General features: G+C 70.3%; 22 protein-coding genes and 2 pseudogenes. 13 read left to right on the top strand and 11 right to left on the bottom strand.

The window, feature by feature from the left end:
- The first annotated feature begins 12 nt into the window (after positions 1 to 12).
- Entirely contained in the window at positions 13 to 552 is a 540-nt protein-coding gene (locus tag ACF3M1_RS01700) for a DUF2231 domain-containing protein (RefSeq protein ID WP_394003328.1), read from the top strand.
- Between the two features lie 779 nt (positions 553 to 1,331).
- On the opposite strand, the gene ACF3M1_RS01695 is transcribed toward ACF3M1_RS01700, so the two are convergent.
- The gene (locus ACF3M1_RS01695; RefSeq protein WP_394003326.1) at positions 1,332 to 1,853 is read right to left on the bottom strand and encodes a CopD family protein; all 522 of its coding nucleotides are present in this window, start codon (positions 1,851 to 1,853) and stop codon (positions 1,332 to 1,334) included.
- A 208-nt stretch (positions 1,854 to 2,061) separates the two neighbouring features.
- On the opposite strand from ACF3M1_RS01695, the gene ACF3M1_RS01690 reads away from it, so the two are divergent.
- The 5 genes from ACF3M1_RS01690 to ACF3M1_RS01670 all read left to right on the top strand — a co-directional run bounded on the left by ACF3M1_RS01690 (position 2,062) and on the right by ACF3M1_RS01670 (position 7,096).
- Positions 2,062 to 2,955 (top strand): cytochrome c oxidase assembly protein, encoded by an 894-nt coding sequence (locus ACF3M1_RS01690; RefSeq protein ID WP_394003325.1) that lies wholly within the window; start codon positions 2,062 to 2,064, stop codon positions 2,953 to 2,955.
- Between the two features lie 80 nt (positions 2,956 to 3,035).
- Positions 3,036 to 4,202: a mechanosensitive ion channel family protein gene (locus ACF3M1_RS01685; protein WP_394003323.1), complete on the top strand. Its 1,167-nt coding sequence runs from the start codon at positions 3,036 to 3,038 to the stop codon at positions 4,200 to 4,202.
- 28 nt (positions 4,203 to 4,230) lie between these two features.
- A complete protein-coding gene (locus ACF3M1_RS01680) occupies positions 4,231 to 5,226 on the top strand; it encodes an aldo/keto reductase (RefSeq protein ID WP_394003321.1) in 996 nt (331 codons plus the stop codon).
- A gap of 7 nt (positions 5,227 to 5,233) precedes the next feature.
- Complete coding sequence (locus tag ACF3M1_RS01675) at positions 5,234 to 5,959, top strand: glycosyltransferase (protein WP_394003319.1); 726 nt, start codon at positions 5,234 to 5,236, stop codon at positions 5,957 to 5,959.
- A gap of 66 nt (positions 5,960 to 6,025) precedes the next feature.
- On the top strand, positions 6,026 to 7,096 hold the full coding sequence (locus ACF3M1_RS01670) for an endonuclease/exonuclease/phosphatase family protein (protein WP_394003317.1): 1,071 nt from the start codon (positions 6,026 to 6,028) through the stop codon (positions 7,094 to 7,096).
- Between the two features lie 193 nt (positions 7,097 to 7,289).
- On the opposite strand, the gene ACF3M1_RS01665 is transcribed toward ACF3M1_RS01670, so the two are convergent.
- The 4 genes and pseudogenes from ACF3M1_RS01665 to ACF3M1_RS01650 all read right to left on the bottom strand — a co-directional run bounded on the left by ACF3M1_RS01665 (position 7,290) and on the right by ACF3M1_RS01650 (position 10,470).
- Complete coding sequence (locus ACF3M1_RS01665) at positions 7,290 to 7,610, bottom strand: hypothetical protein (RefSeq protein WP_394003315.1); 321 nt, start codon at positions 7,608 to 7,610, stop codon at positions 7,290 to 7,292.
- 125 nt (positions 7,611 to 7,735) lie between these two features.
- Positions 7,736 to 8,284 (bottom strand): hypothetical protein, encoded by a 549-nt coding sequence (locus tag ACF3M1_RS01660; RefSeq protein WP_394003314.1) that lies wholly within the window; start codon positions 8,282 to 8,284, stop codon positions 7,736 to 7,738.
- Between the two features lie 397 nt (positions 8,285 to 8,681).
- A pseudogene (locus ACF3M1_RS01655) lies at positions 8,682 to 9,188 on the bottom strand (pyridoxamine 5'-phosphate oxidase family protein); the annotation flags it as partial.
- A gap of 73 nt (positions 9,189 to 9,261) precedes the next feature.
- On the bottom strand, positions 9,262 to 10,470 hold the full coding sequence (locus ACF3M1_RS01650) for an MFS transporter (protein ID WP_394003312.1): 1,209 nt from the start codon (positions 10,468 to 10,470) through the stop codon (positions 9,262 to 9,264).
- A 178-nt stretch (positions 10,471 to 10,648) separates the two neighbouring features.
- Between ACF3M1_RS01650 and ACF3M1_RS01645 the strand changes: the two genes are divergently transcribed.
- The 4 genes from ACF3M1_RS01645 (at position 10,649) to ACF3M1_RS01630 (ending at position 15,718) form a co-directional block, all read left to right on the top strand.
- Positions 10,649 to 11,260 carry a flavodoxin family protein gene (locus ACF3M1_RS01645; protein WP_394003310.1) on the top strand — a complete coding sequence of 204 codons (612 nt, stop codon included), beginning with the start codon at positions 10,649 to 10,651 and terminating at the stop codon, positions 11,258 to 11,260.
- Between the two features lie 318 nt (positions 11,261 to 11,578).
- A complete protein-coding gene (locus ACF3M1_RS01640) occupies positions 11,579 to 12,409 on the top strand; it encodes a DUF72 domain-containing protein (protein WP_394003308.1) in 831 nt (276 codons plus the stop codon).
- A 53-nt stretch (positions 12,410 to 12,462) separates the two neighbouring features.
- Positions 12,463 to 15,228 (top strand): PAS domain-containing protein, encoded by a 2,766-nt coding sequence (locus ACF3M1_RS01635; RefSeq protein ID WP_394003306.1) that lies wholly within the window; start codon positions 12,463 to 12,465, stop codon positions 15,226 to 15,228.
- Positions 15,229 to 15,421: 193 nt separating this feature from the next.
- Complete coding sequence (locus tag ACF3M1_RS01630; RefSeq protein WP_394003304.1) at positions 15,422 to 15,718, top strand: hypothetical protein; 297 nt, start codon at positions 15,422 to 15,424, stop codon at positions 15,716 to 15,718.
- On the opposite strand, the pseudogene ACF3M1_RS01625 reads toward ACF3M1_RS01630, so the two are convergent.
- From ACF3M1_RS01625 to ACF3M1_RS01615, 3 genes and pseudogenes are all read right to left on the bottom strand, one after another.
- Positions 15,691 to 16,473, bottom strand: a pseudogene (locus ACF3M1_RS01625) (dioxygenase). The gene ACF3M1_RS01630 and the pseudogene ACF3M1_RS01625 sit on opposite strands and share 28 nt — an antisense overlap.
- Positions 16,474 to 16,579: 106 nt before the next feature.
- On the bottom strand, positions 16,580 to 17,581 hold the full coding sequence (locus ACF3M1_RS01620; protein WP_394003302.1) for a serine hydrolase domain-containing protein: 1,002 nt from the start codon (positions 17,579 to 17,581) through the stop codon (positions 16,580 to 16,582).
- 61 nt (positions 17,582 to 17,642) lie between these two features.
- Entirely contained in the window at positions 17,643 to 17,864 is a 222-nt protein-coding gene (locus ACF3M1_RS01615) for a hypothetical protein (RefSeq protein WP_394003300.1), read from the bottom strand.
- 228 nt (positions 17,865 to 18,092) lie between these two features.
- Here ACF3M1_RS01615 and ACF3M1_RS01610 point away from each other — a divergent pair, with 228 nt between their 5' ends.
- Positions 18,093 to 18,914 carry a DUF2884 family protein gene (locus ACF3M1_RS01610; protein WP_394003298.1) on the top strand — a complete coding sequence of 274 codons (822 nt, stop codon included), beginning with the start codon at positions 18,093 to 18,095 and terminating at the stop codon, positions 18,912 to 18,914.
- Between the two features lie 73 nt (positions 18,915 to 18,987).
- Positions 18,988 to 21,156, top strand: a complete 2,169-nt coding sequence (dinG, locus tag ACF3M1_RS01605; protein ID WP_394003296.1) for an ATP-dependent DNA helicase DinG — start codon at positions 18,988 to 18,990, stop codon at positions 21,154 to 21,156.
- Positions 21,157 to 21,390: 234 nt separating this feature from the next.
- Here dinG and ACF3M1_RS01600 read toward each other — a convergent pair whose 3' ends face one another.
- Both ACF3M1_RS01600 and ACF3M1_RS01595 read right to left on the bottom strand, forming a co-directional pair.
- Positions 21,391 to 21,567, bottom strand: coding sequence for a CsbD family protein (locus ACF3M1_RS01600; protein WP_394003295.1), 177 nt, complete (start codon positions 21,565 to 21,567; stop codon positions 21,391 to 21,393).
- Between the two features lie 160 nt (positions 21,568 to 21,727).
- On the bottom strand, positions 21,728 to 22,567 hold the full coding sequence (locus ACF3M1_RS01595; protein ID WP_394003293.1) for an SDR family oxidoreductase: 840 nt from the start codon (positions 22,565 to 22,567) through the stop codon (positions 21,728 to 21,730).
- 145 nt (positions 22,568 to 22,712) lie between these two features.
- On the opposite strand from ACF3M1_RS01595, the gene ACF3M1_RS01590 reads away from it, so the two are divergent.
- A complete protein-coding gene (locus ACF3M1_RS01590; RefSeq protein WP_394003291.1) occupies positions 22,713 to 23,495 on the top strand; it encodes a transglutaminase domain-containing protein in 783 nt (260 codons plus the stop codon).
- 6 nt (positions 23,496 to 23,501) lie between these two features.
- Here ACF3M1_RS01590 and ACF3M1_RS01585 read toward each other — a convergent pair whose 3' ends face one another.
- A complete protein-coding gene (locus tag ACF3M1_RS01585; protein WP_394003289.1) occupies positions 23,502 to 24,737 on the bottom strand; it encodes a GAF domain-containing protein in 1,236 nt (411 codons plus the stop codon).
- Between the last annotated feature and the right edge of the window lie 236 nt (positions 24,738 to 24,973).

Below are 24,973 nucleotides of genomic sequence, written 5' to 3'. Positions count from 1 at the left end.
GCCAAGGACCCGATGCGCAAGGATCTCAAACAACCCGTTCCCGATACCCAGAGCCATACCGTCGAAAGCGTGCTCGCGATCGCCAAGCATCCGATCCATCCGATGCTGGTGACGTTTCCGATCGCGTTCCTGTCGATGGTCGTGGTCACCGACGTGCTGTACCTGTGGCTGGGCGCGCCGTTCTGGGCCGAGCTGTCGTTCTGGTTCAACGTCGGCGGCCTGGGCTTCGGCGTGCTGGCCGGCATCGTCGGCACGATGGACATGATGTCGATCCGCGTCGTGCGCCGGCACGTGTCGGCCTGGAACCACTTCATCGTCGCGGTGATGGTGCTGGCGATGGCGGCGCTCGGCGTCTGGTTACGCCTGCCCGACCCCGTGGCCGCGGTCTGGCCCTGGGGCCTGCTGTCGTCGGCGGTGATGGCGGTGCTGGTCGGCGTGGCCGGCTGGCTCGGCGGCACCCTGAGCTTCCGCCACGGCATCGGTGTCTATGGCGACGAGGAAACCGAGGCGCTGAGTGGACGTGAGGCGGTCAAGAAGCCGCCGGCAGAGTGAGGCTGCGGCCTTAGGTCCCGCGCTTCGCGTCGATCGACATCCGCTTCGCGCTCGGCAACTGCGCCACTGACGGTGGCATAGCCGCAGCTGGCCTGGCGTTGCAATTGCGGTTGCAGTTGCGATTGCGATTGCAGTTGCAGTTGCAGTTGCCGGAACAATGATGCGCCGGCGCAGGGCCAAGACCCGGAGGGCGCCGCGCATGGATGCGCGGCGTTTTCCGACCGAGGCAGGATGCCGAGTCGGAAAATCCCGGAACGGCTGACGCTTGGAGCTGCTTCGTCCAGGAGACGTTTTTCTTCGCTTCCCTTTCTTTGACTCGCATCTACGATGCGCGCCCCACGCGCCAGCTTCGCCTTTCGCACTGCGCGCGTGGGCATCTGCCAAAAGAAATGAACTCTCCCGCGTCAATGGACTAAAGCGTTTGATGTTGCCTCGGCGTCACCTGCGGAGGGCAAGTGCAGAGCTTCCACTCGCCTGCCGGCGAGCGGCTCACTTTTCTTTGTTGGCCCAAAGAAAAGTAAGCAAAAGAAAGGGCCTCCCCGACGAGGCAAATCCGGTCTTTCAATCGTTCCGGGATTTTTCGACTCGCCCTCCTGGCTCGGTCGAAAAACGCCGCACATCCATGTGCGGCGCCCTGCGGGTCTGGATGGCAGCAGGAGCGTCATTTCCGTGAAAGCGGGTGGATCTAATGCGAAGTGCGACTGCGTGCGGGATGCGTGGCACCGATGATGCCGACGAAGACGCGCATCACTCGAGACACTCGGTAGTACGAACGCCCGCTACGAACCCGGCAGTTCCAGCGGCGGCAGTTCGCCGCCCTCTTCCAGTCCGGGCACCAGCTCTTCGGCATCGGCTGCCCCCGATGGCGGTGCCGGCAGGTTGCCGAGGGTCAAGGGCTTGGCGCCGGTGAGGCCCGCGATCAGCAGCAGCAACAGCAACGGCACCCAGCCGATCACGCGGTAGAACGTGGGGCCGTGGTGGTCGCGATCGTGGCCGAGCTCGTAGAGCAGCAGGCCGAAATACAGATGCAGCAGCACCGCCGCGGCCACGACGACCAGCTTCAGCACCAGCCACGCACCCGCGGGGTTCCATGCGATCAGGATGCCGCCCGCGGTGATCGTTAACAGCGCCGCCGGCGTCATCACCCGGAAAAACAGCACATTGGTGACCGGATTCCAGTACGTCGGATCAGCGTCGATCTCGCGTCGATGGCGGGCGACGAACAGGCGCGGCAGGAAGAACAGGCCGGAGAACCAGACCGTCATCGCCAGGATGTGCACCACTTTGAGCCAGAAATACACCGCATTGCCCCGCCGGATCGATGCGCCAGCCTACGCGGCCCGGGATCAAGCCCGCGTTGCGTTCCCGGGCGCAGGCCCCCGGCCGACACCGCACGCGCGTCGAGCGTCGCACGTCGATGTTCGCCCGGCCGTGGCAGCCGCTCCTTTAGAGTCGATGCCCCGCGCAGTGCGCGCAGATGGACCGGCGCGCGCCGGCAACGATCCGGGCATGCGCCGAACCTTCCGTCTCTGTGGACTGCTCGCGACCGGGGTCGCCGCGCCCGGCTGGGCGGCGCTTCCCGAGGGGCCGCCGCCGACCCTGGCCACGGCCTGGACCCTGACACCCTGGACACTGGTGCCACTGCTGCTGCTCGTCGTCCTGTATGCGGCCGGGTGTGCCCGCCGCTGGCCGCGCCGGGGCGTCGCCCGCGCCGACATCGCCGCCGCTGCCGCGTTCGCCTGCGGCGTGCTGACGCTGGTGCTGGCCCTGGTGTGGCCGCTCGATGCCTTTGCCGCCTACGCGCTGTCGGCACATGTGGCCCAGCACATGACCCTGCTCGCGCTCGTGCCACCGCTGCTGCTGGCCGGGCGGCCGGGCGCGGTGATGGCGGCGGCCGTCACCGTCGGCAGCGGCGCACATCGGCGCCTGCCGCGCTGGCTCGATGAGGCGGTGACCGCACTGGCGCCGGCCACGGTGGCCCACGTCGGCACCATGCTGGCCTGGCACCTGCCGGCGGCGACCTCGGCCGCACTCGCCAGCGAGCCGGTGCACGGGGCGATGAATGCCAGCGTCCTGCTGGCGGGCCTCTGGTTCTGGTCGGCGGTGTGGCGTCGCTTGCGCGCGCGCGACGGCGGCGCGGTCGGCGGCCTGGTCGCGCTGGTCACGGCGATGATGATGATGGGATTTCTGGGCGCACTGCTGACGTTCGCGCCGCGCCTGCTCTACCCCGCCTACAGCGATCGCGCCCTGTTGATCGGGGTGGATCCGGCCCGCGACCAGCAACTGGCGGGTCTGTTGATGTGGGTGCCGTCGGGCGTGCCCTATCTGGCGGTCGGGATGGTGCTGGCGATCGCCTTGATGCGGCGGCTCGAGCCGGACCCTGCGGATCACCCTCGCGGCTGACCGCTGCACACCCCGGAACCACGCGGCCTCGACCTGCCGCAGTGCACCATCGGACGTCCCTTCCGACACTGGAGACGTGCATGGCCTGGGACTGGAACACGCTGGCCGCCACCATCTGGCCGCTCGCGGTCGCCCTGCTCCTCGGCGTGCTGGTGCACCTGAGCCTGCGCCGCCTGGCGCGCACCGCCGGGCGCCATGCCCGCGAGCATCTGCGCGCTCGCATCGCCCACGTCGTCGCGGTGCCGGCGGCCGTGGCGCTGCCGTTGCTGTTCCTGGCGATCGCGCTGGATGCGACCCCGCTCGACCCGGCGCTCGTCGCCACGCTGCGCCACTGGATCGCCCTCGGCGGCATGCTGTGCCTGACCTGGCTGGTCGCGCGCGTGGTGGGCGCGGTCGAGGACCGCATCCTGCTCGACCATCCCGTCGACGTCGAAGACAACCTCGCCGCGCGCCGCGTGCAGACCCAGACACGCGTGATCAGCCGCGTGCTGCAGGGCGCGGTGGTGCTGATCGGCGTGGCGCTGGCGCTGATGACGTTCCCGCAGGTGCGCCAGGTCGGCACCGCGCTGCTGGCCTCGGCGGGCATCATCGGCCTGGTCGCCGGCGTGGCCGCGCAGCCGGTGTTCGGCAACCTGATCGCCGGCCTGCAGATCGCGCTGGCGCAGCCGATCCGGCTCGACGACGTAGTGATCGTCGACGGCGAATGGGGCCGGATCGAGGAAATCACGTCGACCTACGTCGTGGTGCGCATCTGGGACGAACGCCGGCTCGTGGTGCCGCTGCAGTGGTTCATCTCCAATCCGTTCCAGAACTGGACCCGCAGCAGTGCACAGCTGCTCGGCACCGCCTTCCTGTGGCTGGACCACCGCGCGCCGATCGATGCGATCCGCGCAGAATTACAGCGCATCTGCGAGGCCGACCCGCGCTGGGATCGTCGTGTCTGCGTGACCCAGATCACCGAAACCGACCGGCACACGATCGAAGTGCGGCTGCTGGTGAGCGCGCGCAATTCCGGCGATCTGTTCGACCTGCGCTGCGCGGTGCGCGAGGGCATGCTTGCGTTCCTCAACCGCGCGCATCCCGAGGCATTGCCGCGGCTGCGCAACGAAGTCAGCGAGGCGGCGGTGTCGGGCCCGGCGCCGGTAGAAGGCCGTGCGCCGCGCCACGACGATACCCATTCACCCGGCGCCGAAACAGTGAGCCGCGCCGACCTCGACGCCGGCTTGCCACGCCAGGCCGCACAGTGAGCCTCCTTTTGCGCGACGGAGCCACTCGATGAAGACCCGCACCCTCGGCCTCGGCGGCCCGACCGTTTCGGCCATCGGCCTGGGCTGCATGGGCATGAGCGCGTTCTACGGCGGTCGCGGCAGCGACGCCGAGTCGATCGCCGTGATCCACCATGCGCTCGACCAGGGCCTGACCCTGCTCGACACCGCCGACATGTACGGCCCGCACACCAACGAGGACCTCGTGGGACGCGCGATCGACGGCCGCCGCGACGACGTGTTCCTGGCCACCAAGTTCGGCATCAAGCTCGACCCGTCCGACCCGCAGGTCCGCGGCATCGACGGTCGTCCGGAGTACGTCGCCTCCGCGTGCGAGGCCAGCCTGAAGCGGCTGCGGGTGGAGACGATCGACCTCTATTACCAGCACCGTGTGGACCCGGAGGTGCCGATCGAGGACACCGTCGGCGCGATGGCCCGCCTGGTCGAACAGGGCAAGGTGCGGCATCTCGGCCTGTCCGAGGCCTCGGCCGATACGCTGCGCCGGGCCTGCGCCGTGCATCCGATCACCGCGCTGCAGAGCGAGTACTCGCTGTGGTCGCGCGAGCCCGAAACCACCGGCACGCTGGCGGCGTGCCGGGAGCTCGGCGTCGGCTTCGTCGCCTACTCGCCGCTGGGCCGCGGCTTTCTGACCGGCACGATCCGCACCGTCGAGGATTTCGACGCCGACGATTACCGTCGACATGCACCGCGCTTCCAGGGCGAGAACTTCGACCGCAACCTCGCGCTGGTCGAACAGGTGCAGGCGATCGCCCAGGATTACGGCGTGACCCCCGGCCAGCTCGCGCTGGCCTGGGTGTTCGGCCAGGGCGATGATATCGTGCCGATCCCGGGCACCAAGCGCATCGGCTATCTCGACGAGAACATCGCCGCACTCGACATCCATCTCACCGAAGACGACCGGGCGCGGATCGATGCGATCTTCCCGCCGGACGCCGCGGCCGGCACGCGCTATCCGGCGGCCGGCATGTCCGCGTTGAACCGTTGAGCAGGCGATGACCCCCACCCCGCAGGTGGCCTTCGTCCTCCCGGCATGGAACGAAGCAGCCTGCCTGCCGGCGACCCTGTCGGCGCTGCATGAGGCCATCGCGGCGGTCGGGGTCGACGGCGAGATCCTGGTCGTCGACGACGGGTCGAGCGACGCCACCGCCGCGCTGGCGGTCGCAGGCGGCGCGCGCGTGCTGCAGGTCGCCCATCGCCAGATCGCCGCCACCCGCAACTCCGGCGCCGCGGCCAGTACCGCACCGCTGCTGGTGTTCGTCGACGCGGATACCCGGGTCGACGCGACGCTGCTGCGCGCAGCGCTCGACGCGCTGGCGGCAGGCGCGGTCGGCGGCGGTTGCCGTGTACGGCTCGAGGGGCCGCGTGCATGGCCGCTCCGCCTGGGCGTGTGGCTGGTCGGCCAGGCCTTCCGCTACACCGGCATCGCACCGGGCTGTTTCCTGTTCTGCACGCGCGCCGCGTTCGACGCCGTCGGCGGCTTCGACACCACGCTGTTCGCCGGCGAGGACGTGGCGATGAGCCGCGCACTGGCCCGTGTCGGCCGCTTCGTGATCCTGCGCGAGCCGGTGCAGACCTCGGGGCGCAAACTCGCCCATGCCTCGCCCTGGATGCAGCTGCGGCTGCTGCTGCGGTTCGCACGGCGCGGCACGCGGATGCTGCGCGACCGCGACGGTCTCGCGCTGTGGTACGGCGGTCCCGAGGGGCGTGCCCCGCGCTGAGCCGTATTCACGCTGAACAGCCACCCGTCTGCCCGATAGTGCGCGCTCCTCTCCACGGGACGCTCCATGCTCACCGTCGCTTTCGCGATCGCCACCGGCCTGCTCGTCGTGGCGACGCTGACGCCCACGATCCGCAGCGGCGCGTGGTGGATCCGCGGCTTCGATTTCCCCAGGCTGCAGCTGGCACTGCTCTCGGCGCTGGTGCTGGTGCTGCATCTCGCGTCGCATCCACTCGACGACGTCTGGACGCTGGCGATCGTCTCGGTCAACGCGGCCTGCATGCTGTGGCAGGCGTGGTGGATCCTGCCGTACACGCGGCTGGCCCGCACCGAGGTGGAGCCCGCGGCGGCCGACGCACACCCGCGGATCCGCCTGATGGCGAGCAACGTGCTGATGCACAACCGGGATGCGGACCGGCTGCTGGCGCTGGTCCGCGAGCACCGCCCGGATGTGCTGATCGCACTGGAAACCGATGCCTGGTGGGAGGGCCGGCTCGACACGCTGCAGGACGCGATGCCGCACGTGATCCGCTGCCCGCTCGACAACCTCTACGGCATGCACGTCTATTCGCGCCTGCCGCTGCAGTCACCGCGGATCCGCTATCTGGTCGAAGACGACATCCCGTCGATGCACGCCACGCTCGAGCTCGACGGCAGGCGCATCGCTTTGCATGCGCTGCATCCGCGCCCACCGAGCCCGACCGAAGCCGACAGCTCGGAGGAACGCGATGCCGAACTGGTGGCCGTCGGCCGCGCGGCGCGCGCGTCACCCGTGCCGGTGATCGTCGCCGGCGACCTCAACGACGTGGCCTGGTCGCGCACCACGCGCCTGTTCCGCAAGGTCAGCGGGCTGCTCGATCCACGCATCGGGCGCGGCATGTTCAACACCTTCCATGCCCGCCTGCCGGGCCTGCGCTGGCCGCTGGACCACCTGTTCCACAGCCGCCACTTCACCCTCGTCGACATGCGGCGGCTGCCGGACATCGGCTCGGACCATTTTCCGATTCTGGTGGAACTGGCGCTGTCACCCGGGGAAAACGACCCCGATGCCGGTCTCGATGTCGACGCGCAAGCCGAGGAGGACGCCGAAGACGCCCTCGATCATACGGACGCCGACCGCGCCCCTGTGCCGCGTTGAACGTGTCGACGCGCGCACGCCTCGCGCGCAAGCGCGCGCGGTCTGACCGTGTCGCGAGACAGCGATCGCGCCCAAGGGGGCTCCTGCAGGAAGGTGACGACGGCGCCGATGCCGGTGCATCTCGCACGCGTCGGTCCGCGGCACTCTGCGACGGCGTCAGCGCGTGCCGGATCGCGCCTGCTACGCGGCCCGCTCAGCGGTCGAGCCGCGCCCTCAGATCGCGCAGGTCGCGACGTGCGACTTCGCGCAGCGTCGCCTCGCGCCAGGCGTCGGCATCGTCTTCGCCCTGCGCCAGCCGGCGCTCGTACTCGGGCTGGACCTGCTCGCGGCGGAGGTCGCGGATGCGCCGGTATTCGGCCTTCAGCGACGACATGCGCCGGATCGGATGGCTGCGTTCGATGGGCTCGAGCCACGGGGCCTGGGCGGCCTGCGGCACGGGATACGAGGGATCGATCGCCTCCGTCGCCGTCGGCCCGGCCGCGAGCGCAGGACTGCTGCAGCCGATTGCGAACATCAAGGCCGCACACGCGGCATGTGACCGTGTGGGGATCCGCTTCGCGTCCATCGCACCCTCCCATGCGGTGATCGACGCATCGACGCTAGCAGGCCCGGGTGCAGTGCGGCGTGCAGGCCGCCTGTTCAGCCGTTGCCGGGTCGCAGGTCCAGGCCGAGCGCATGACCGAGCACGCGCATGCCTTCGTCGTCGTCGCGTACCGCGATCGCGCCGGAGACGGTGGCCTCACCGTCATCCCAGACCCACAGCGTGTAGCCCTCGATGCGCAGCTGGTCGTACGCCGCCTCGACGAGCGCACCCGGGGACAGGCCGGCCAGTTGCGCGGCGTCGGTCGGATCTTCGACGCCCCAATCGATCTCCACGCGGAAGCGGCCTGCGAGCGCGGTGATCGCATCGATCAGCGTCCCGGGCTCGGCCTCGTGCACGCGAAACGTGGCGCGCCAGTCGGTGGCGTCGAGCAGCGCGGCCACGGCGACGTCGACGGCGTCGTCACCGCCGCTGGTCTCCTGCCAGTCGCGGAACTGCTGCTGCGCCGCATCCTCGTCGCCTGGATTCACCAGCAGCAGCCATTGCCAGACCAGCGCCTCGAGACCAGCGTCGTCGTCGAGTTCGGGAGCATCGCCATCGCCAGTGGCGAAGTTGTCGTCGGGATCGAACTCGTGGTCGGGCAGCATGGCGGTCGCAGTGTGCAGGGGGCGCCCAGTGTGCCGGCAAACGTGCGCCGGGGCGAAGCGCGCGCTGCGACGGCGACGGAGCGCCGAGCCCGGGTGTCGCGGGTGCCGAAACGACACGGCCCGCGCAGGGCGCGGGCCGTGGATCGATCAGGCGGCACGCCGGCGCGCGGCCGCTGCCGCATCAGCGGCGCGTGGTCTTCGCGGACTTCGCGGTCTTGCGCGCGGACGCCTTCTTCGCCGGCCTCTTTGCAGTGGATGCGCCTCGCACTGTCGGCGCCTTCTTCGCCGCAGTCTTCTTGGCCGCAGTCGTTGCAGTCTTCTTGGCCGCAGTCTTTTCGACCGGGGCCTTCTTGGTCGCAGCCTTCTTCCCCGGGGTCTTCGACGTGACGCGCCCCGGGCGCAGGTCCACGATGCGGTTCTCGCCCATGGCATCGTCGCGCTTGGTCACGCGCGCGACCGCGAATGCGAACGCCTTGCCGATCAGCGAGCCCGGGCCATCCCAGAATTCGGCCGTGCGCACCGCGACCTCGATCAGCGTGAGCTTCGGATCATTCACGCCGCGCGGGAAATAGGCCTTCAGCGCGTCGTTCCAGAACGCCTCGATCTTCACCGGATCGTTGTTGACGTAGGCATCGCCGGCCATCGACACGTAGGTGTTCCGGCCCTTCGACGCATAGGCCAGGTTGACCTTCGAATTGCGGGTGATCTCCGCGACCTTCGGGCTGTCGGACGCGACGAAGAACCAGACCTTCTGCCCGTCGAACTGCGCCTTCTGCGTCGACAGCGGCCGGCTGACCAGATAGCCCTCACTGCCGATCGTGGTGAACATCGTGATGTCGATGTCCTCGATCAGCTTCGCGATCGTCTGCGCATCCTGTCCGGCCTTGGTGTTTCGCGATGCCATCGGTCACTCCGCAATCCTGGGTTCGGCCCGCAGTGTCGATGCGCGAGTGAGCAACGGGCGTGAAGGCGACGCGTCAGCAGGCGGCGTCGGCCAACTGCGCACGATGCGCATCGCGGCGCGCGTACAGATAGATCGCAAGGCCGGCGGCGGCGGTCGCCGCGCCGACGTAGCCGGTCGCGGTCCAGCCGAGGCCGGCACCGATCGCCAACCCACCGAGCCAGGGGCCGAGCGCATTGGCGGTATTGAACGCGGCGTGGTTCGACGCGGCGGCGAGCGTCTGCGCATCACCGGCGACGTCCATCAGCCGCGCCTGCAGCACCGGCGCCAGCGCGCCCATCGTGCCCAGCGCGACGATCGCCGGCAGGATCGACCACGGCGTCTGCGCCGCCAGCGGGAACAGCAACAGCACGCCGAGTGACCAGCCCAGGATCACCGCGACCGCGCGGAACTGCAGGCGGTCGAACAGCCAGCCGCCCGCGAGATTGCCGGCGATCGCGCCGACGCCGAAGGCCGCGAGCGCGACCGGAATCCAGCGTTCGGCGACGCCGGTGACGTGGATCAATGTAGGCGCGAGATAACTGAAGACGCAGAACATGCCGGCGAAGCCGACCGCACCGATCGCGAGCGCGTACCAGACCTGGGCGCGATTGAACGCGCGCAGCTCGCGCATCGGTGTCTGCGCCGCATCGGCAGGCGTGGGCGCCAGCAAGCGCCAGACGCAGGCCGCGGTCACCAGCGCGAGACCCGCGACCAGCGCGAACGTCCAGCGCCAGCTTGAGATCTGCCCCAGCCAGGTCGCCAGCGGGTTGCCGAGCAGGATCGCGATCGACAAGCCCAGCAGCACGCGGCTGACCGCGGCGCCGCGCTGGCCGGGCGCACTGATCGACGCGGCCACCAGCATCGCGACGCCGAAGTACGCGCCGTGCGGCAGACCGGCGACGAAGCGCGCGAGCAGCATCGTCGGATAGCTGGGCGCCAGCGCGGTGGCGAGATTGCCGAGCGCATAGAAGGCCATCAGCGCGATCAGCAGCGAGCGGCGCGGCCAGGCGGCACCGAGCACGGCCAGCAGCGGCGCACCGACCACGACGCCGAGCGCATAGCTGCTGATCATGTGGCCGACCTGCGGCTCGGTGACGCCGAAGGCGCGGACCAGTTCCGGCATCAGGCCCATCATCGCGAACTCGCTGGTGCCGATCGCAAAGCCGCCGAGCGCCAGCACGCAGAGGATCCAGCCAGCTGTGCGACGCGGGAGAGGAGCCGGTTCGGAAGCGAGGCGGGTCATGGCGGGGCACGCGGTCGAAGCGGTCCATTATGCTGCATTGCAGCAAACCGGTGTTCCGCGCCTGCCCCGCACACCGCCGCCGCATCCGGGTCGGTTCAGCCTCGGCGCGTGCCGGAATGACGCCGCGTGGACGCCGCGACGCGAACAGTGGCGCTCCGCTTCCGATTGCCTCACGCCCATGCCCCTGACCGCCTTCGGCCTCAACTGCACGCTCAAGTCCGGCGACGCCCCCTCGTCGACCCAGTCCATGCTCGACCAGGTGCTCGCTGCGCTCGCGCAGCACGACATCCGCACCGACAGCGCACGCGTCGTCGATTTCGACGTCAGACCCGGGTTCAGCGCCGACGAGGGCGATGGCGACCAGTGGCCCGACCTGCGCACGCGGATCATGGATGCGCAGATACTGGTCGTCGCCACTCCGATCTGGATGGGACATCCGTCGAGCATCGCCCAGCGTGTGCTCGAGCGCCTGGACGCGGTGCTGGGCGAGATCGGCGACGACGGCCGCTATCCGACGTTCGGAAAGATCGCGATTCCCGCGGTGGTCGGCAACGAGGACGGCGCGCACCACGTGCACGCGCAGCTGTGCCAGGGCCTGGTCGACGTGGGCTTCACCATTCCCGGCGGTTCGCCGCCGTACTGGGTCGGCGAGGCGATGGGCAGCACCGATTACAAGGATCTCGACGCGACCCCGGACAAGGTGCGCGAGACGATCCGCACCATCGCCAGCAACGCGGCGCATCTGGCCCGTCTGCTGGCCGATCACCCGTATCCGCCGATCAAGGGCTGAGCGCGGTACGCATCCGGGGCCGGCATCGTCGCCGAGACCTGGCCGGCGCGCGGGCGGCAGCCGTGATCGCGCGACCTGCGAGCACAGGGATGCATGGAATCGTCGCATTCGCAGCTCCAGTGCCGCCGACGGCGGGCGTGGCTGACGGCACCGCCGCGCCATGCGCGCATGGCGGGAACGCGACGTCGTCGGCCCACGTCCGAAGGTCGAGCCGCACGCTCGGCAGGGCGTGATCGCATGCGTGTCCGACGCACATCTGCAGATTCTGCGCGTCACTCCTCACAGGGTCGCTGATGCCGCTCGGGTATCGGTGACGCCTTGTCCGCCGAGCCGTCCGATTCCGTGCACACCCCATCGCCCGACGACACCGGCCCGCGCATCGGCTGCGCCGGCTGGTCGATCGCCACCCGCGATGCCGCCCTGTTCGGTGATGGCGACAGCCTGCTGGCCCGCTACGCCACGCGCTTCGACTGCGTCGAGATCAATTCCTCGTTCCATCGACCACACCGGCCGGCGACGTATGCGCGCTGGGCGGCCAGCGTGCCGCCGACCTTCCGCTTTTCGGTCAAGCTGCCGCGCACGATCACCCACGACGCGCGCCTGCAGCGCTGCGCGCCGGCACTGGACACGTTCCTCGCCGCCGCGTGCCATCTCGGCGACGCCCTGGGCGCGCTGCTGGTCCAGTTGCCGCCGTCGCTGCGCTACGACGCCCGCGTCGCCGCGACATTCATGGCGATGCTGCGTCGACGCTGGGCGGGCGACATCGCCTGCGAACCCCGCCATGCGAGCTGGCTCACGGCCGAGGCCGATGCACTGCTGCAGCGCCACCGCATCGCCCGCGTGGCAGCCGATCCGCCGCGTCACGCCGTCGATGCGCAGCCCGGCGGCACACGCTCGCTCGCTTACTGGCGGTGGCACGGCGCGCCCCGCATCTACTACAGCGACTACCCGCCCGACGCGCTCGCCCGGATCGCGGCGCAGGTCAGCGGATGCAGCAGCGCGCGTCAGTGGGTGATCTTCGACAACACCGCCGCGGGCTGCGCGGTCGCAAATGCAGCCACGCTGCAAACGCTCGTGAAATCCTCATCACCCCACCACGTGGGCGTGTGTCAGGATGCCGCGTCCCGACGTCGCCCCGACGACCCTTGAACGTGCCTGCAACTTCCCCTGGCCCTCTCGATTTCCTGCCGACGCATGGCGCGATGGCGGCGAAGATTGCCGCGTTCGACTGGGCGTCAACACCGCTCGGGCCCATCGCCGACTGGCCGCAGTCGCTACGCACGACGATCGCGCTGATGCTCGATTCGCGCTTCGCGATGTGCCTGTGCTGGGGCCCGGAGCTGACGCTGTTCTACAACGACGCATACAGGCCCGTGCTCGGCGGCAAGGAGCCGCGTGCGCTCGGCCAGCCGTTGACGCAGATCTGGTCCGATGTCTGGGACGACATCCGCCCCCTCGTCGACAGCGCGATGTCGGGTGCGTCGACGTGGAGCGAGGACATGCCGCTGACGATGCTGCGCAACGGCTATCCCGAAGAGACGTACTGGACGTTCTCCTATACGCCGGTGCGTGACGAGGCCGATGCGATCTGCGGCTTCCTCAACATCACCACCGACGTCACGCGCATGGTGCTCAACGAGCGCCGCCTGCGCGCGGACGTCGAGCAGCTGGGCCGGATGTTCGAGCAGGCACCGAGCTTCATGGCGATGCTGACCGGCCCGGATCACGTCTTCCAGTACGCCAATCCGGCCTATCAGCGCCTGATCGGCAATCGCGAGGTCGTCGGTCGCCCGGTCGCCGAGGCGCTGCCGGAGGCCGTCGCCCAGGGCTATCTGGACCTGCTCGACGGGGTCTACCGCAGCGCGCGCGCCTACTCCGCAGACGGCGCCCGGTTCGTGGTGCAGGCCACGCCGGGTGGTGCGTCCGTCGAGCGCTACCTCGATTTCGTCTACCAGCCGATCACCGACGACAGAGGGGTGACCGGCATCTTCGTCCAGGGCGTCGACGTCACCGCGCGGCGCCTGTACGATCTCGCGCTGCGCGAGCGCGAGGCGGAACTGCAGACGATCAACAGCGATCTCGAACGCCAGGTGATCGAGCGCGCACGCGACCGCTCGCTGACCTGGCAGGTCACGCCGGACCTGCTCGCGGTCGTGGATCCCGAAGGCACGATCGAAGCCGTCAATCCGGCCTGGACCCAGCTGCTGGGCTGGGATGCCGAGGAGCTGACCGGCCACAGCTGGTGGGCACACGTCTGCGACGACGACCAGCCCGTGACCCGGGCCGTGCTCGCGTCGCTGCGCGCAGGGCGGCCGGTGCGCAGCTTCGAGAACCGCTGGCGCACGCGCGGCGGCAGTCTGCGCACGCTGTCCTGGGTGGCGACGCCGGAAGGCGGACGCTTCTACTGCAGCGCGCGCGACGTCACCGACATCCAGGCCGCGGCCGAGGCCCTGTCGCGCTCGCAGGCGCAACTGCGCGTGCTGTTCGAGACCAGCTACCAGCTGCAGGCGATGTGCACGCTCGACGGCACGCTGACCGACGCCAACGGCACCGTGCTGAAGGCGCTGGAGGCCGAGTTCGACGATGTCGTCGGGCGTACGTTGTGGACGACGCCGTGGTTCAGCGGCACCCCCGGCATGCCCGAACACGTGCGCACGCTGTTCCTGCGTGCCGCCGACGGCGAGACCGTGCGCGACGAGATCGCCGTCGACCTGCCCTCCGGGCGCCGCAGCTACGACCTGTCGATCCGGCCGATCCGCGATCCGGGCGGCCGCATCATTGCGATCGTGCCCGAAGCGATCGACACCACCGAGCGCCGCAACGCCGAGGCCGCGCTGCGCCAGTCGCAGAAGCTCGAGGCGATGGGCCAGTTGACCGGCGGCGTGGCGCACGATTTCAACAACCTGCTGACGCCGATCGTCACTGCGCTCGACCTGGCCGCCGATCCCGCCTCGCGCGAGGAACGGCGCACGCGCATGATCGCGGTGGCGCGGCGCTCGGCCGACCGCGCCGCGACCCTGGTGCAGCGCCTGCTCGCGTTCTCGCGGCGCCAGCCCCTGCAGCCGGTGGATCTCGACGTCGGCAGCCTGGTCACCGGCATGGCGGACCTGATCGAAAGCTCCAGTGGCCCGCGGATCCAGATGGTGGTCGACGTCGGCAGCGGTCTGTTGCCCGCGGTGGCCGATCCCAACCAGCTGGAAATGGCGATCCTCAATCTCAGCGTCAACGCCTGCGATGCGATGCCCGACGGCGGCGTGCTGACTCTGGGCGTACGCAACCGCACGATCACCGCCTGCAGCGGTGACCTGGCTGCCGGCGAGTACGTCGTGGTGTCGGTGGCCGACACCGGCCACGGCATGGACGACGCCACGCGCCAGCGCGCGATCGAGCCGTTCTTCTCGACCAAGGGCGTCGGCAGGGGCACCGGGCTCGGCCTGTCGATGGCCCACGGCCTGGCGTCGCAGCTCGGCGGACGACTGGCGATCGACAGTACGCCCGGCGCGGGCACCACCATCGAACTCTGGCTGCCGGTCGGGAGCCGGCCTGCAGCCGCACACGAACATCACAACGAGGATCAGGACGTGACCACCACTGGGGATTCCCGCGGCATCGCACTCGTCGTCGACGACGAAGAGGCGGTGCGCATGTGCACCGCGGACGCACTGGACGACATGGGCTTTCGCGTGATCGAAGCGGCCTCGGCCGAAGAAGCGATCGAGGCTCTCGACGGTGGCCTGACCCCCGACGTGATGGTCACCGACCACCTGATGCCGGGCATGACCGGGGCGGAACTCGCGCGCAGCGTGCGCACCCGCCTGCCGGCGACGGCGGTGGTGATCGTCTCGGGCTACACCAGCATGGCCGACTTCGGCCCCGGGCTGACCATCCTCAGCAAACCCTTCCGGCAGCACGAGCTCGTCGCCAGCGTCGAGGCTGCGGTGCTGGCCTCGCAGTCCGCCGCGGCCTGAGCCGACGTCGGGCGGCGTGCCGCATGCACGGTCTGCGCCCGGGACGTCATACGCGTGGGCCGCGGGCGATGGGGCCGGGCGCGGAATGCGAGCCGCGTACCAGGGCAGGCGGTGATTCGCCTGCGGACAGGCCACCCGACATGGCGCCGGCGCGCAGCGGATCCCGCGCCGTGCGGCATACCGGTCAGCCGCGATGACACCGCCGCGGCTGCAGGCCTATGCGAACCGGCACGGCGAGAGCGGCGTGACCGCCTGGGCGATCCACGGCGACACGCTCTCGGTCGAATTCGGCCACGGTGCCGTCTACGTCTATGCGGCGCGCGAACTCGGCGCCCCGACGTTCGACGCGCTGTGCGGCAGCGCGCGTGCAGGTCGCGGCCTGGCGACCATGATCGGCCGTGACGTCGGCGAACGCTACGTCGCCCGGTTCGATGACCGCGCCCAGTGGGCGCACGCGATCGCTCAGGCCACCGCGCCGTCGAAGCGGTAGAGGTCGATCGCGAGAATCCCCTAGGTCGATGCCAGCCTCGATCCGCTGCGCGCCGCCTGGCATCACCCGCCGCGCCCATCGCCACGAACAGCGGCAGCAGATGCGCGTCGGTGGGATGCACGCGCATCCCGAACGGCGCCGATCGTCGAGCAGCGCGTCGACGTCGTCGGCGTCGCGCAGGCGCGCCTTGATCCCGTCCGTGAACGGGCGCACATACGGCGCTTCGGGCGCATTGGCGCCGCGCCGGTCGTGCAGGTTGTGGGTGATGCTGCCCGAACCGATCACCAGCACGCCCACATCGCGCACCGGCGCCAGTTGACGCCCCACCGCGCACGCATGCGCCGGACCGAGCGCCGGCTGGATCGACAGCGGCACTACCGGAATGTCGACGTCCGGATACCGCCGCCGCAGCGGCACCCAGACGCGATGGTCGAGACCGCGGCCCGGGTCGACGTCGACAAAAAGGCCCGCGCCCGCGAGCAGACCTGCGATCTGGTCTGCGAGCGCAGGCTCGCCCGGCGCGGGATAGCGCAGCTCGAACAGCGCCTGCGGAACGCCGCCGAAATCGTGGATCGTCGCCGGCCTGGCCGCCGGCCCCCACCCGCGGCCGCAGCGTCAGCTAGTGGCCGAGGCGACGACGATCGCGCGCGGGCGCGGCAGGGCGCGCGCTATGCCAGACGCGCGCCGACGCGACCGGGCGCGAGCGCGGTCATCGGCGAATCATGGAATACGTACAGGACGGGCAGACGGGACACGGCAAACGGCCGGCACGTCGCGGACGGCGACCCTCAGACGATGGAGCCACGCGCGAGGCGCAAAAAAGCGTCACCCCCGTTCCGCAGCGTGGCAGTGCTGCAGCGCTCAGCCGGCCTGACTTGCGATGATCCGGCCCATCAGGCCATGCAGCTGGGCGAGATGTCCGGACCGCGCGGTGCCGGTACGTTCGTCCGACGTCATCACCACGGTCAGTTCGAGTGCCGGAACGATGTACACCATCTGTCCGCCGTGCCCCCAGCCGTAGCGCACGTCCTGGCCTTCGATGCGCCGGGTGAACCAGCCGTAGCCATAGCCGTCACCGGTGTAGATCGAGCGCGTGCGCGGCCGCCAGGACTGCGCGATCCATGTCGCCGGCAGCAGCTGGGCGCCGTCGCGGGTGCGGCCGTCGTTGCGGTAGAGCTCGCCGAAGGCCAGCAGCGAACGCGGCGTCATCGCCATCTGGTTGCCGCCCAGGTGAATGCCCTGGGGATCGCGCTCCCAATCGGTGATCGCGAAGCCCGGCTGCGGGCCGAGCCACTCGCGCGCGAGCTGCAGGGTCGGCTTGCCGCCGACACGGACCAGGATCGCCGACAGCAGATGCGTCGAGCCGGTCGAATACAGCATGCCGCCGCCCGGATCGTCGACGAACGGCTGCGCCAGCGCCGCGCGCACCCAGTCGCGCTGCGCCACCCAGCGGCCGTACTGGCGCCCCGACGTCGGCTGCAGGCCGGCCTGCATCGACAGCAGATGGCCGATCGTGAGCGCGTCCATGCGCGGATCCGGCGACTCGGGCAGCCGGTCGGCGAGCAGCGGCGCGACCTTCTGGTCGACACCGTCGAGCAGGCCACGCTGGATCGCGATGCCGACCAGCGCCGACACCACCGATTTGGACGCCGACTTGATGTTGGTCGAACGCGACGGCGAGCCGCCTCCGTAGCCGCGTTCGGCCAGCACGTGGCCGTCGCGCGCGACGATGACCGTGCGCAGCGGCGTGAGTGCCTCGGCGTCGTCGAGGACCTGGTCCAGGTGCGGCGCGGTGGCCGCGGAGGCCAAGGGCGCCGCCTGTGCCAGCAGCGCGCACAGCAGCAGGGAGAGCCAGCGTGTCATCGTTGCAGTATCCGGATGTGCGCAGCACCGGCAGTGAACGACGAGGTCAGGTCGCGCAGCGTCAGGCGCCGGAGCCGCCGCCAGCTGCGGCCTCGGCCACCAGCGACTGGTGCGCGCCGACGCCGGCGATCACACCGGCGGCGATCGCCAGCGTCACGCTGTGCATCGGGCTCACCGCATCCCCAGCCGCGTCGACGTGACGCTGGCGGACGTCGCGGCTGATTTCGAAGCGCGTCTGGCGGCCTTGCCGAAGACGCGCCGCGCGCGCAGCGCCTGAGTCCACGGCGCCGCCCCGTGCGCCCCGCCCGCCGGACGTCGCAAGGCGATGCGATGCGATGGTGACGATCGCACGCGCGCAACCCGCCCATGGCAGCACCGCGGCCGCGTCCCCGGCGCGTCGCGCGGTGACCGGAGGGCCGGGCGAGCACGCATGACCGGCGCCGTGACTTCATGCACGCGAGCGCGGGGGCGCGAGCGGCGATGCTCGCAGCATCTCCCCGGAGCGCGCTCCATGATCCGCCGCCGCCCTGCCCGTCTCGCCGCCCTGCTCGCCCTGGGCTTCGCCGCCGCGCTCGCGCACGCGTCCGGCGACGACGAGCCGGCGCCGTTGTCGGCCGACCGCTGCGCGGTGTCGACGCCGTACAACGTGCTCGTCGACACCGGCGGCGTCTGGCTCTACCGCGACCAGGGGCGCCCGCGGGAGATCGTCTTCCACGACGGCAGGCTGAGCGTGGACCGCACCGTGCAGTCGGTCAGCGCCGTGGATGCGGAGCGCCTGCGCCAGCTCGAATCGGGCGCGCGTGCGCTGATGCCGGAGGTTGCCGAGGTCGCGCGCCAGAGCGCCGGCATCGCGTTCGACGCGCTGTCGGGCGTCGTCGCGTCGATGACCGGCAGCGCGCGCAAGGTTCGCCAGGTCGAACGCCTCCACGCCGACGCCACCGAATACATCGACCACACGCTCGGCCGCGGACGCTGGGAGCAGGCCGTGTTCGGCCCGGGCTTCGAAGCGCGCATCGAGGCGGCCGCCGAGCAGACGGGCAGCCGCCTGGGCCGCAGCGTGATGTGGCAGGTGGTCACCGGCCGCGCCTCGCGCATGGAGGCCCGCGCCGAACGCATGGACGCCGAACTCACCCGCCGGATCGACGCGCGCAGCGCCGCACTCGAAGGCCGCGCCGAAGCTTTGTGCACCCAGGTGCGCGCGCTGCAGACGCTGCAGGCCGCGCTCGACTACCGGTTCGAGGGCGAACGCCTGACGATGCTCGAGGGCGCGCCCGCCGGCATCGTGCCGGACACGCGGATCGGCCCACCGACGGCGGGCCGCCGACCCGACTGACGGCGTCGGTGGCGATCATCGCGCTTCAGGCGCGGGTCTCGGTCCGCGCGACCGGCCGTGGGACAATGACGGCATGGGCGAACCCGAGACCACACCGCCGGCTGCCGCTGCCGCAGCCGACGCGCCGCCACGCGTGCTGACCGATGCGCTGAAGGCCGACATCCGCGATGCGTACGCGAAGCTGCAGGCCAACACGCCAGGCTTCAGCACGCGGCGTTCGCAGAGCCAGATGATCGCGCTGGTCTCGCGCGCGCTGGCGACGTCGGGCGGCATCGGCATCGCCGAGGCGCCGACCGGCGTCGGCAAAAGCCTGGCGTACATGACCGCAGGCGTGCCGATCGCACTGGCGACCAAGAAGAAGCTGGTCATCAGCACGGGCACCGTCGCGCTGCAGTCGCAGCTGGTCGAACGCGACATTCCCGCGTTCCTGAAGGCGACCGGCATCGAGGCGACCGTCGCGCTGGCCAAGGGCCGCACGCGCTACCTGTGCACGCGCAATGCGGCCGAGCTGCACGGCGAGAGCAGCCAGACCGGCATGTTCGGCGATGCGCCGCTCGGCGCCGACGAGGGCGGCGACTACGAGGCCCAGCTCTACGACCGGCCGCTGGCGCCGCACGAAGCCGACGCCGCGCGCCGGCTGCTCGAAGCGCACGCCGACCGGCTGTGGGATGGCGATCTGGACACGGCGCCCGAGCCGGTGTCGCCTGCCCTGCGATCCCGCATCACCACGCCGGCCTCGAGCTGCGCGGGCCGCCGCTGCAGCTTCGCCCAGCAATGCCCGGTGCTGAAGTCGCGCAACACCGTGCGCGAAGCGCAGATCATCGTCACCAATCACGCGCTGCTGCTCTCGTCGCTGTCGCTGGGCGATGCCGAGAACAGCCAGCCGCTGCTCGCCGCGCCGGCCGACATGCTGCTGGTGCTCGACGAGGGCCACCACATCGCCAGCGTCGCGATCGACCAGGGCGCCGCGCGGCTGCCGCTGGGCGACATGGCGCGGCGCGTGTCGCGGCTGCAGATCCTGATCGCGGGCGCCTACCGGCTGGCCGACAAGGACAAGATCGGCACGCTATTGCCGAACGAGGCGATCGAGCTCGCGACGCGCGTGGCCAAGGCGCTGAAGGCGTTCCGGCTCGAGATCGATGCGGTCTGGCGGCCGGAGCCCGATGACCGCGACCCGATGTGGCGCGCGGTCAACGGCCGGCTGCCGGACGCCTGGCTGCCGGCGATCGAGGAGATCGGCGAGGACACCCGCGCGCTGTTCAACTGGATCCATGCGGCACAGTCGCTGGTCGCGCGCAGCAAGCAGGACGATCCCGCGCGCGAGCGCCTGCAGCGCAGCCTGGGCATGGCGCTGGAAATGGTCGAGCAGCAGCACGCGCTGTGGTCGGGCTGGCGACGCGAGGACCGCGACGGCCAGCCGCCATTCGCACGCTGGGTCACCGCCACCCGCGATGGCGACCTGGTCTGCCACTGCTCGCCGGTCTCGGCCGCCCAGGTGCTGCGCCAGTTGCTGTGGAAGGATGTCGATTCGGTGGTCATGACCTCGGCAACGCTGACCGGCGGCGGCAATTTCCAGTCCTTCGCCATCGATACCGGCCTGCCCGACCACGCCGAGATGGCCTCGCTGCCCTCGCCGTTCGACCTGCGCAAGCAGGCGCAGCTGATCGTGCCCAACTTCCCGGTCACGCCCGACGACCGCGAAGGTCATCCCAAGGCGATCGCCGAGTACCTGGTGCGCGAACTCGACTGGAAGAAAGGCAGCATGGTGCTCTTCACTTCGCGCTGGAAAATGGAGAAGGTCGCCGAGCTATTGCCGGCCTCGCGCCGCGCGCAGGTGCAGATGCAGACCAGCACCAACAAATCGCAGGTCGTTGCCGAGCATCTCAAGCGGGTCGCGGCGAAAGACGGCTCGGTGCTGTTCGGTCTCAACTCGTTCGGCGAAGGCCTGGATCTTCCTGGCGAGGCCTGCACGACGGTGGTCATCACCCAGGTGCCGTTCGCAGTGCCCACCGATCCACAGACCTCGACGCTCAGTGAGTGGCTGGAGGGCCGCGGCCTCAACGCCTTCAACCTGATCGCGGTGCCGCATGCGCTGCGTACGCTGACCCAGTTCGCAGGCCGCCTGATCCGCACCTCCAGCGATACCGGACGCGTGATCATTCTCGATTCGCGGCTGATCAGCCGGCGCTACGGCAAGACGATCCTCGATGCGCTGCCGCCGTTCGAGCGCGTGATCGGCTAGCGGCTCGCGTCGTCAGCCCGTCCTCATCGTGCTCGACCCTCGCGTGGGCCGTCCGCCCAGGTGGGACGCGGGGCCGTCGGCCCGGGCAGGAAACCGCTCCGACAGATCCGGGTGGACATGCGGTGACGTCCTGCACGTCGTCGGACTGACGTGCGTCCCGTTCGGGTGATGCAGGTCTTCCATAACGCGACAGGCGGCCGAAGCCGCCTGTCGTATGACGCGTCGCAATGGCGCTCAGCGCCCCTTGCGGACCTCGTCGCTGGCCTTGCCGACCGAGCTCTGTACCTTGCCGGCGGTCTTCTGGGCCTTGCCCTCGAGTTCCTTGCCGGTGTTGCCCGTCACCTTGCCGGCGACTTCCTTCGCGGTGCCCTTGATCTGGTTCTTCGCACCTTCGGTCCGGTTCTTGTCCATCGTCATCGCTCCGCCTGCGGGGATTGCAGGGTGGGCACGTTGTAGGGGGCGCCGCGCGACGCAGGAGTGAAGTTGTGCGCAGCGCCGACACCGACGCCGTGCATCGATGCCCGGCATTCATGCACGACCGCATTCACGCATCGCTCGCGACACAACGCGCTCACAGGATCGGCGCGCCACCGGTCACCGCATAGCGGCCGCCGCTCATGTAGCTCGCTTCGTCCGATGCCAGCAGCACGTAGATCGGCGCGCATTCGGCCGGTTGGCCGGGCCGCTTGAGGGGCACCTGCGAGCCGAACGAGGCCACCTCGTCCGGCGGCATCGTGGACGGAATCAAGGGCGTCCAGATCGGGCCCGGCGCGACCGAGTTCACGCGGATCCCCTTGTCCGCGAGCAACTGCGCGAGGCCGGCGCTGAAGTTCGCGATCGCGCCTTTGGTCGCCGCGTACGGCAGCAGCGTCGCCTTGGGCTTGTCGGAATTGATCGAGCTGGTGTTGATGATCGACGCACCGGGCTTCATGTGCGGCACCGCGGCCTTGCACAGGTGGAACATCGCGCCGACATTGACCCGGAAGGTGTAGTCCCACGCGTCGTCGGGAATCTCGTCCAGCGCGTCGTAGCTCATCTGGTACGCGGCATTGTTGACCAGGATGTCGATGCGTCCGAAGGCGTCGACGGTCTTCTGCACGATCGCGCGGCAGTGCGCCGGATCGGCGATGTCGCCGGGCACCAGTTCGCAGCGGCGGCCCGCGGACTCGACCAGGCGCTGCGTTTCGCGCGCGTCCTCGTCTTCGCTGAGATAGCTCACCAGCACGTCGGCGCCTTCGCGCGCATAGGCCAGCGCGACCGCGCGGCCGATGCCGCTGTCACCGCCGGTGATGATCGCGACCTTGTCCTGCAGACGGCCGCTGCCGCGGTAACTGGTTTCGCCGTGGTCGGCCGGCGGGTCGAGCTTGCCTTCGACGCCGGGGACGTCCTGCTGCTGGGCGGGCTGGTTCATCGGGGAGGCTCCTGGGACGGGGCGCTCCACCGTAAGTGCCGGGACGTGGCGCAATCGTGACCGGCCATCGAGGAATCCCGGCCCGCGTGTGCACGCGCTGCACATCGTCTCGTCTACGCTCACGGCTTCATACGGGACATGTCCAATGCGCCTTCAGGCCGGTTGCGAGATCGTGGTGGAGGCGGAGGACGACTGCGCCGTGGTGGCCATGCTGCGCCCACGCAGCACCGCGCTGCAGTGGCTGGTCAGCGAATCGTGGCGGTTCACGCCGCAGGTGCGACCGGCCGAGTACATCGACGCCTTCGGCAACGTGTGCCAGCGCTTCATCGTGCCGCGAGGCCGGATGACGATCCGGGCCGAAATCGAGGTCGAGACGGAGGCCGACATCCCGCTGGCCGGGACCGCACCGGCGACGCCGCCGGCGCTGCTGCCGCACGAGACCGTGCAGTTCCTGCTGCCCAGCCGCTACTGCCCGTCCGACCGGCTGTTCGACGAGGTGCTCGACATCGTCGGCGGCGCGGCGCCCGGCGCAGCCCAGGTCGACGCGATCTGCGACTGGATCCGCTCGCACATCGTCTACCGCTACGGCGAGAGCAACGCGAGCACCGATGCGCTGGAGACGATGCGCCACGGCGCCGGGGTGTGCCGCGACTACGCCCATGTCGGCGTCGCGCTGTGCCGGGCGCTGCGGCTGCCGGCACGGATGGTCGTCGGGTATCTCTACCAGCTCGAGCCGATGGATCTGCATGCGTGGTTCGAGGTGTGGCTCGACGGGCGCTGGTACACCTTCGATCCGACCCAGGACCGGCCGCGCGGCGGGCGCATCGTCGTCGCCACCGGCCGCGATGCCGCCGATGTGGCCTTCCTCACCAACCACGGCGGGCTGACGACCGTCGACATGCAGGTCTGGGTGGGTCTGGCGCCCTGAGCGGGCTCAGGCCTGCGCGTGTCCGGGGGCTTCGGACGCGGGGACCTTGCGGTCGGCACGACAGGGCATCGAGAACACCAGCTGCGTGCCGGCGCTGTCGACTTCGGTATCGAGACGCCCGCCGTGCGCGCGTGCGATTTCCGCCGCAATGAACAGATCCCAGCCCGGGGCGTCCTGTGCGCCGTCGGCGCGCCTGGCCAGCGGCAGTGCCGGCTCGAACAGCCGGGCAAAAGCCTCGGGGCCGAAGTCCCCGCCCGCCAGCAAGGCCGACAGCCGCAGGGTGGTGCCGTCCGTACGCGCGTCGATGCGCGCGGTCCTGCGCACATCGCCATGGGCCAGCGCGTGCGTGGCCAGAATCACCAGCAGCTGGCCGATCCGCGGCAGGTCGCAGTCGACCGGATGGCGGATCTCGATCGAGGCCGCCAACGGCCGCAACGGATGCCGCGCCGCGACCTGGGCCACCACGCGCTCGCATTCCTGGGTGATGTGCTCGGCGGATTTCTGCACCAGCGGCACGCCGTCCGACAGCCGCCGGTGCGAGACGTCGACGATGTCGTCGAGCAGGGTCGCCATCGTCCACGCGTTCGCCTCGATCGCGCGCACGCGGGCGCGCAGCTCCGGATCGTCGCCCGCACGCTCGCGGATCAGGTACGCATCCATCAGCACGGCCTGGATCGGCGCCTTGAAGTCCTGGCTGACCTCGGCGATCAGCCGCTCGCGCACCTGGGCGACGTCCAGCGCCGTCGTCAGCGCCGATTCGCTGGCGGCCAGACGCTCCTCGGCGTCGAGTTGGGTGCCGATCAGGTCGGCGAACAGTTCGAAGGTGCGCAGGATGCCCGGGTTGTCGAGATCCGCCGGGCGCGAATCGATCGCGCACAGCGTGCCGAAGATGCGGCCGTCGCCGCGCTGGATCGGCACCGAGATGTAGCTTTCCAGCCCGTAGCGGCGGGGCGTGGGGTGCTCGGCATAGAGCGGATGCCGGCTGGCATGGCCGAATACCACCGGCTCGCGCTGCTGGCGCACCTGATCACACAGCGTGGTGCCGAGCTCGAGTTCGTCACCGGGCGCCAGGCCGAAGCCCATCGCATCGTGCACGGCGCAGGCGGTCCAGTCGGCGTCGGTGACCCGCGCCACTGCGACGAACCGCATGCCGGTCAGGTGGACCACCGTGTCGAGGATCTTCGGTACCGCTTCGAGGCGGGAGACCGCCTCGACGTCGGCGGCCGCGGGCGAACGGTGCATGGTGCATTCCGCGGCTCAGGGAGCCCCCAGCCTACGCCTACGTCGGGAATGCCGCCAATCGACCTGCGTACCCAACGGGCGTGATGCCGGTCACGGATGGCCATTGGGCCAATCGCGGCGCATGCGGCCGGATGTTCGCATGTTGGCACTGGCCGCTGTCCCCCACCACGTGCCAGCGACGCACCCGCCCGGGTGCGCCCGTCACACGTGCGGCCCGTCCCCGGGCCGAGGAGGAC

Source organism: Luteimonas sp. WGS1318, from assembly GCF_043187535.1.
Lineage (GTDB): Bacteria > Pseudomonadota > Gammaproteobacteria > Xanthomonadales > Xanthomonadaceae > Luteimonas.
The sequence above is the reverse complement of the archived record's forward strand: the minus strand, read 5'-3'. Positions and strand labels throughout refer to the sequence as shown.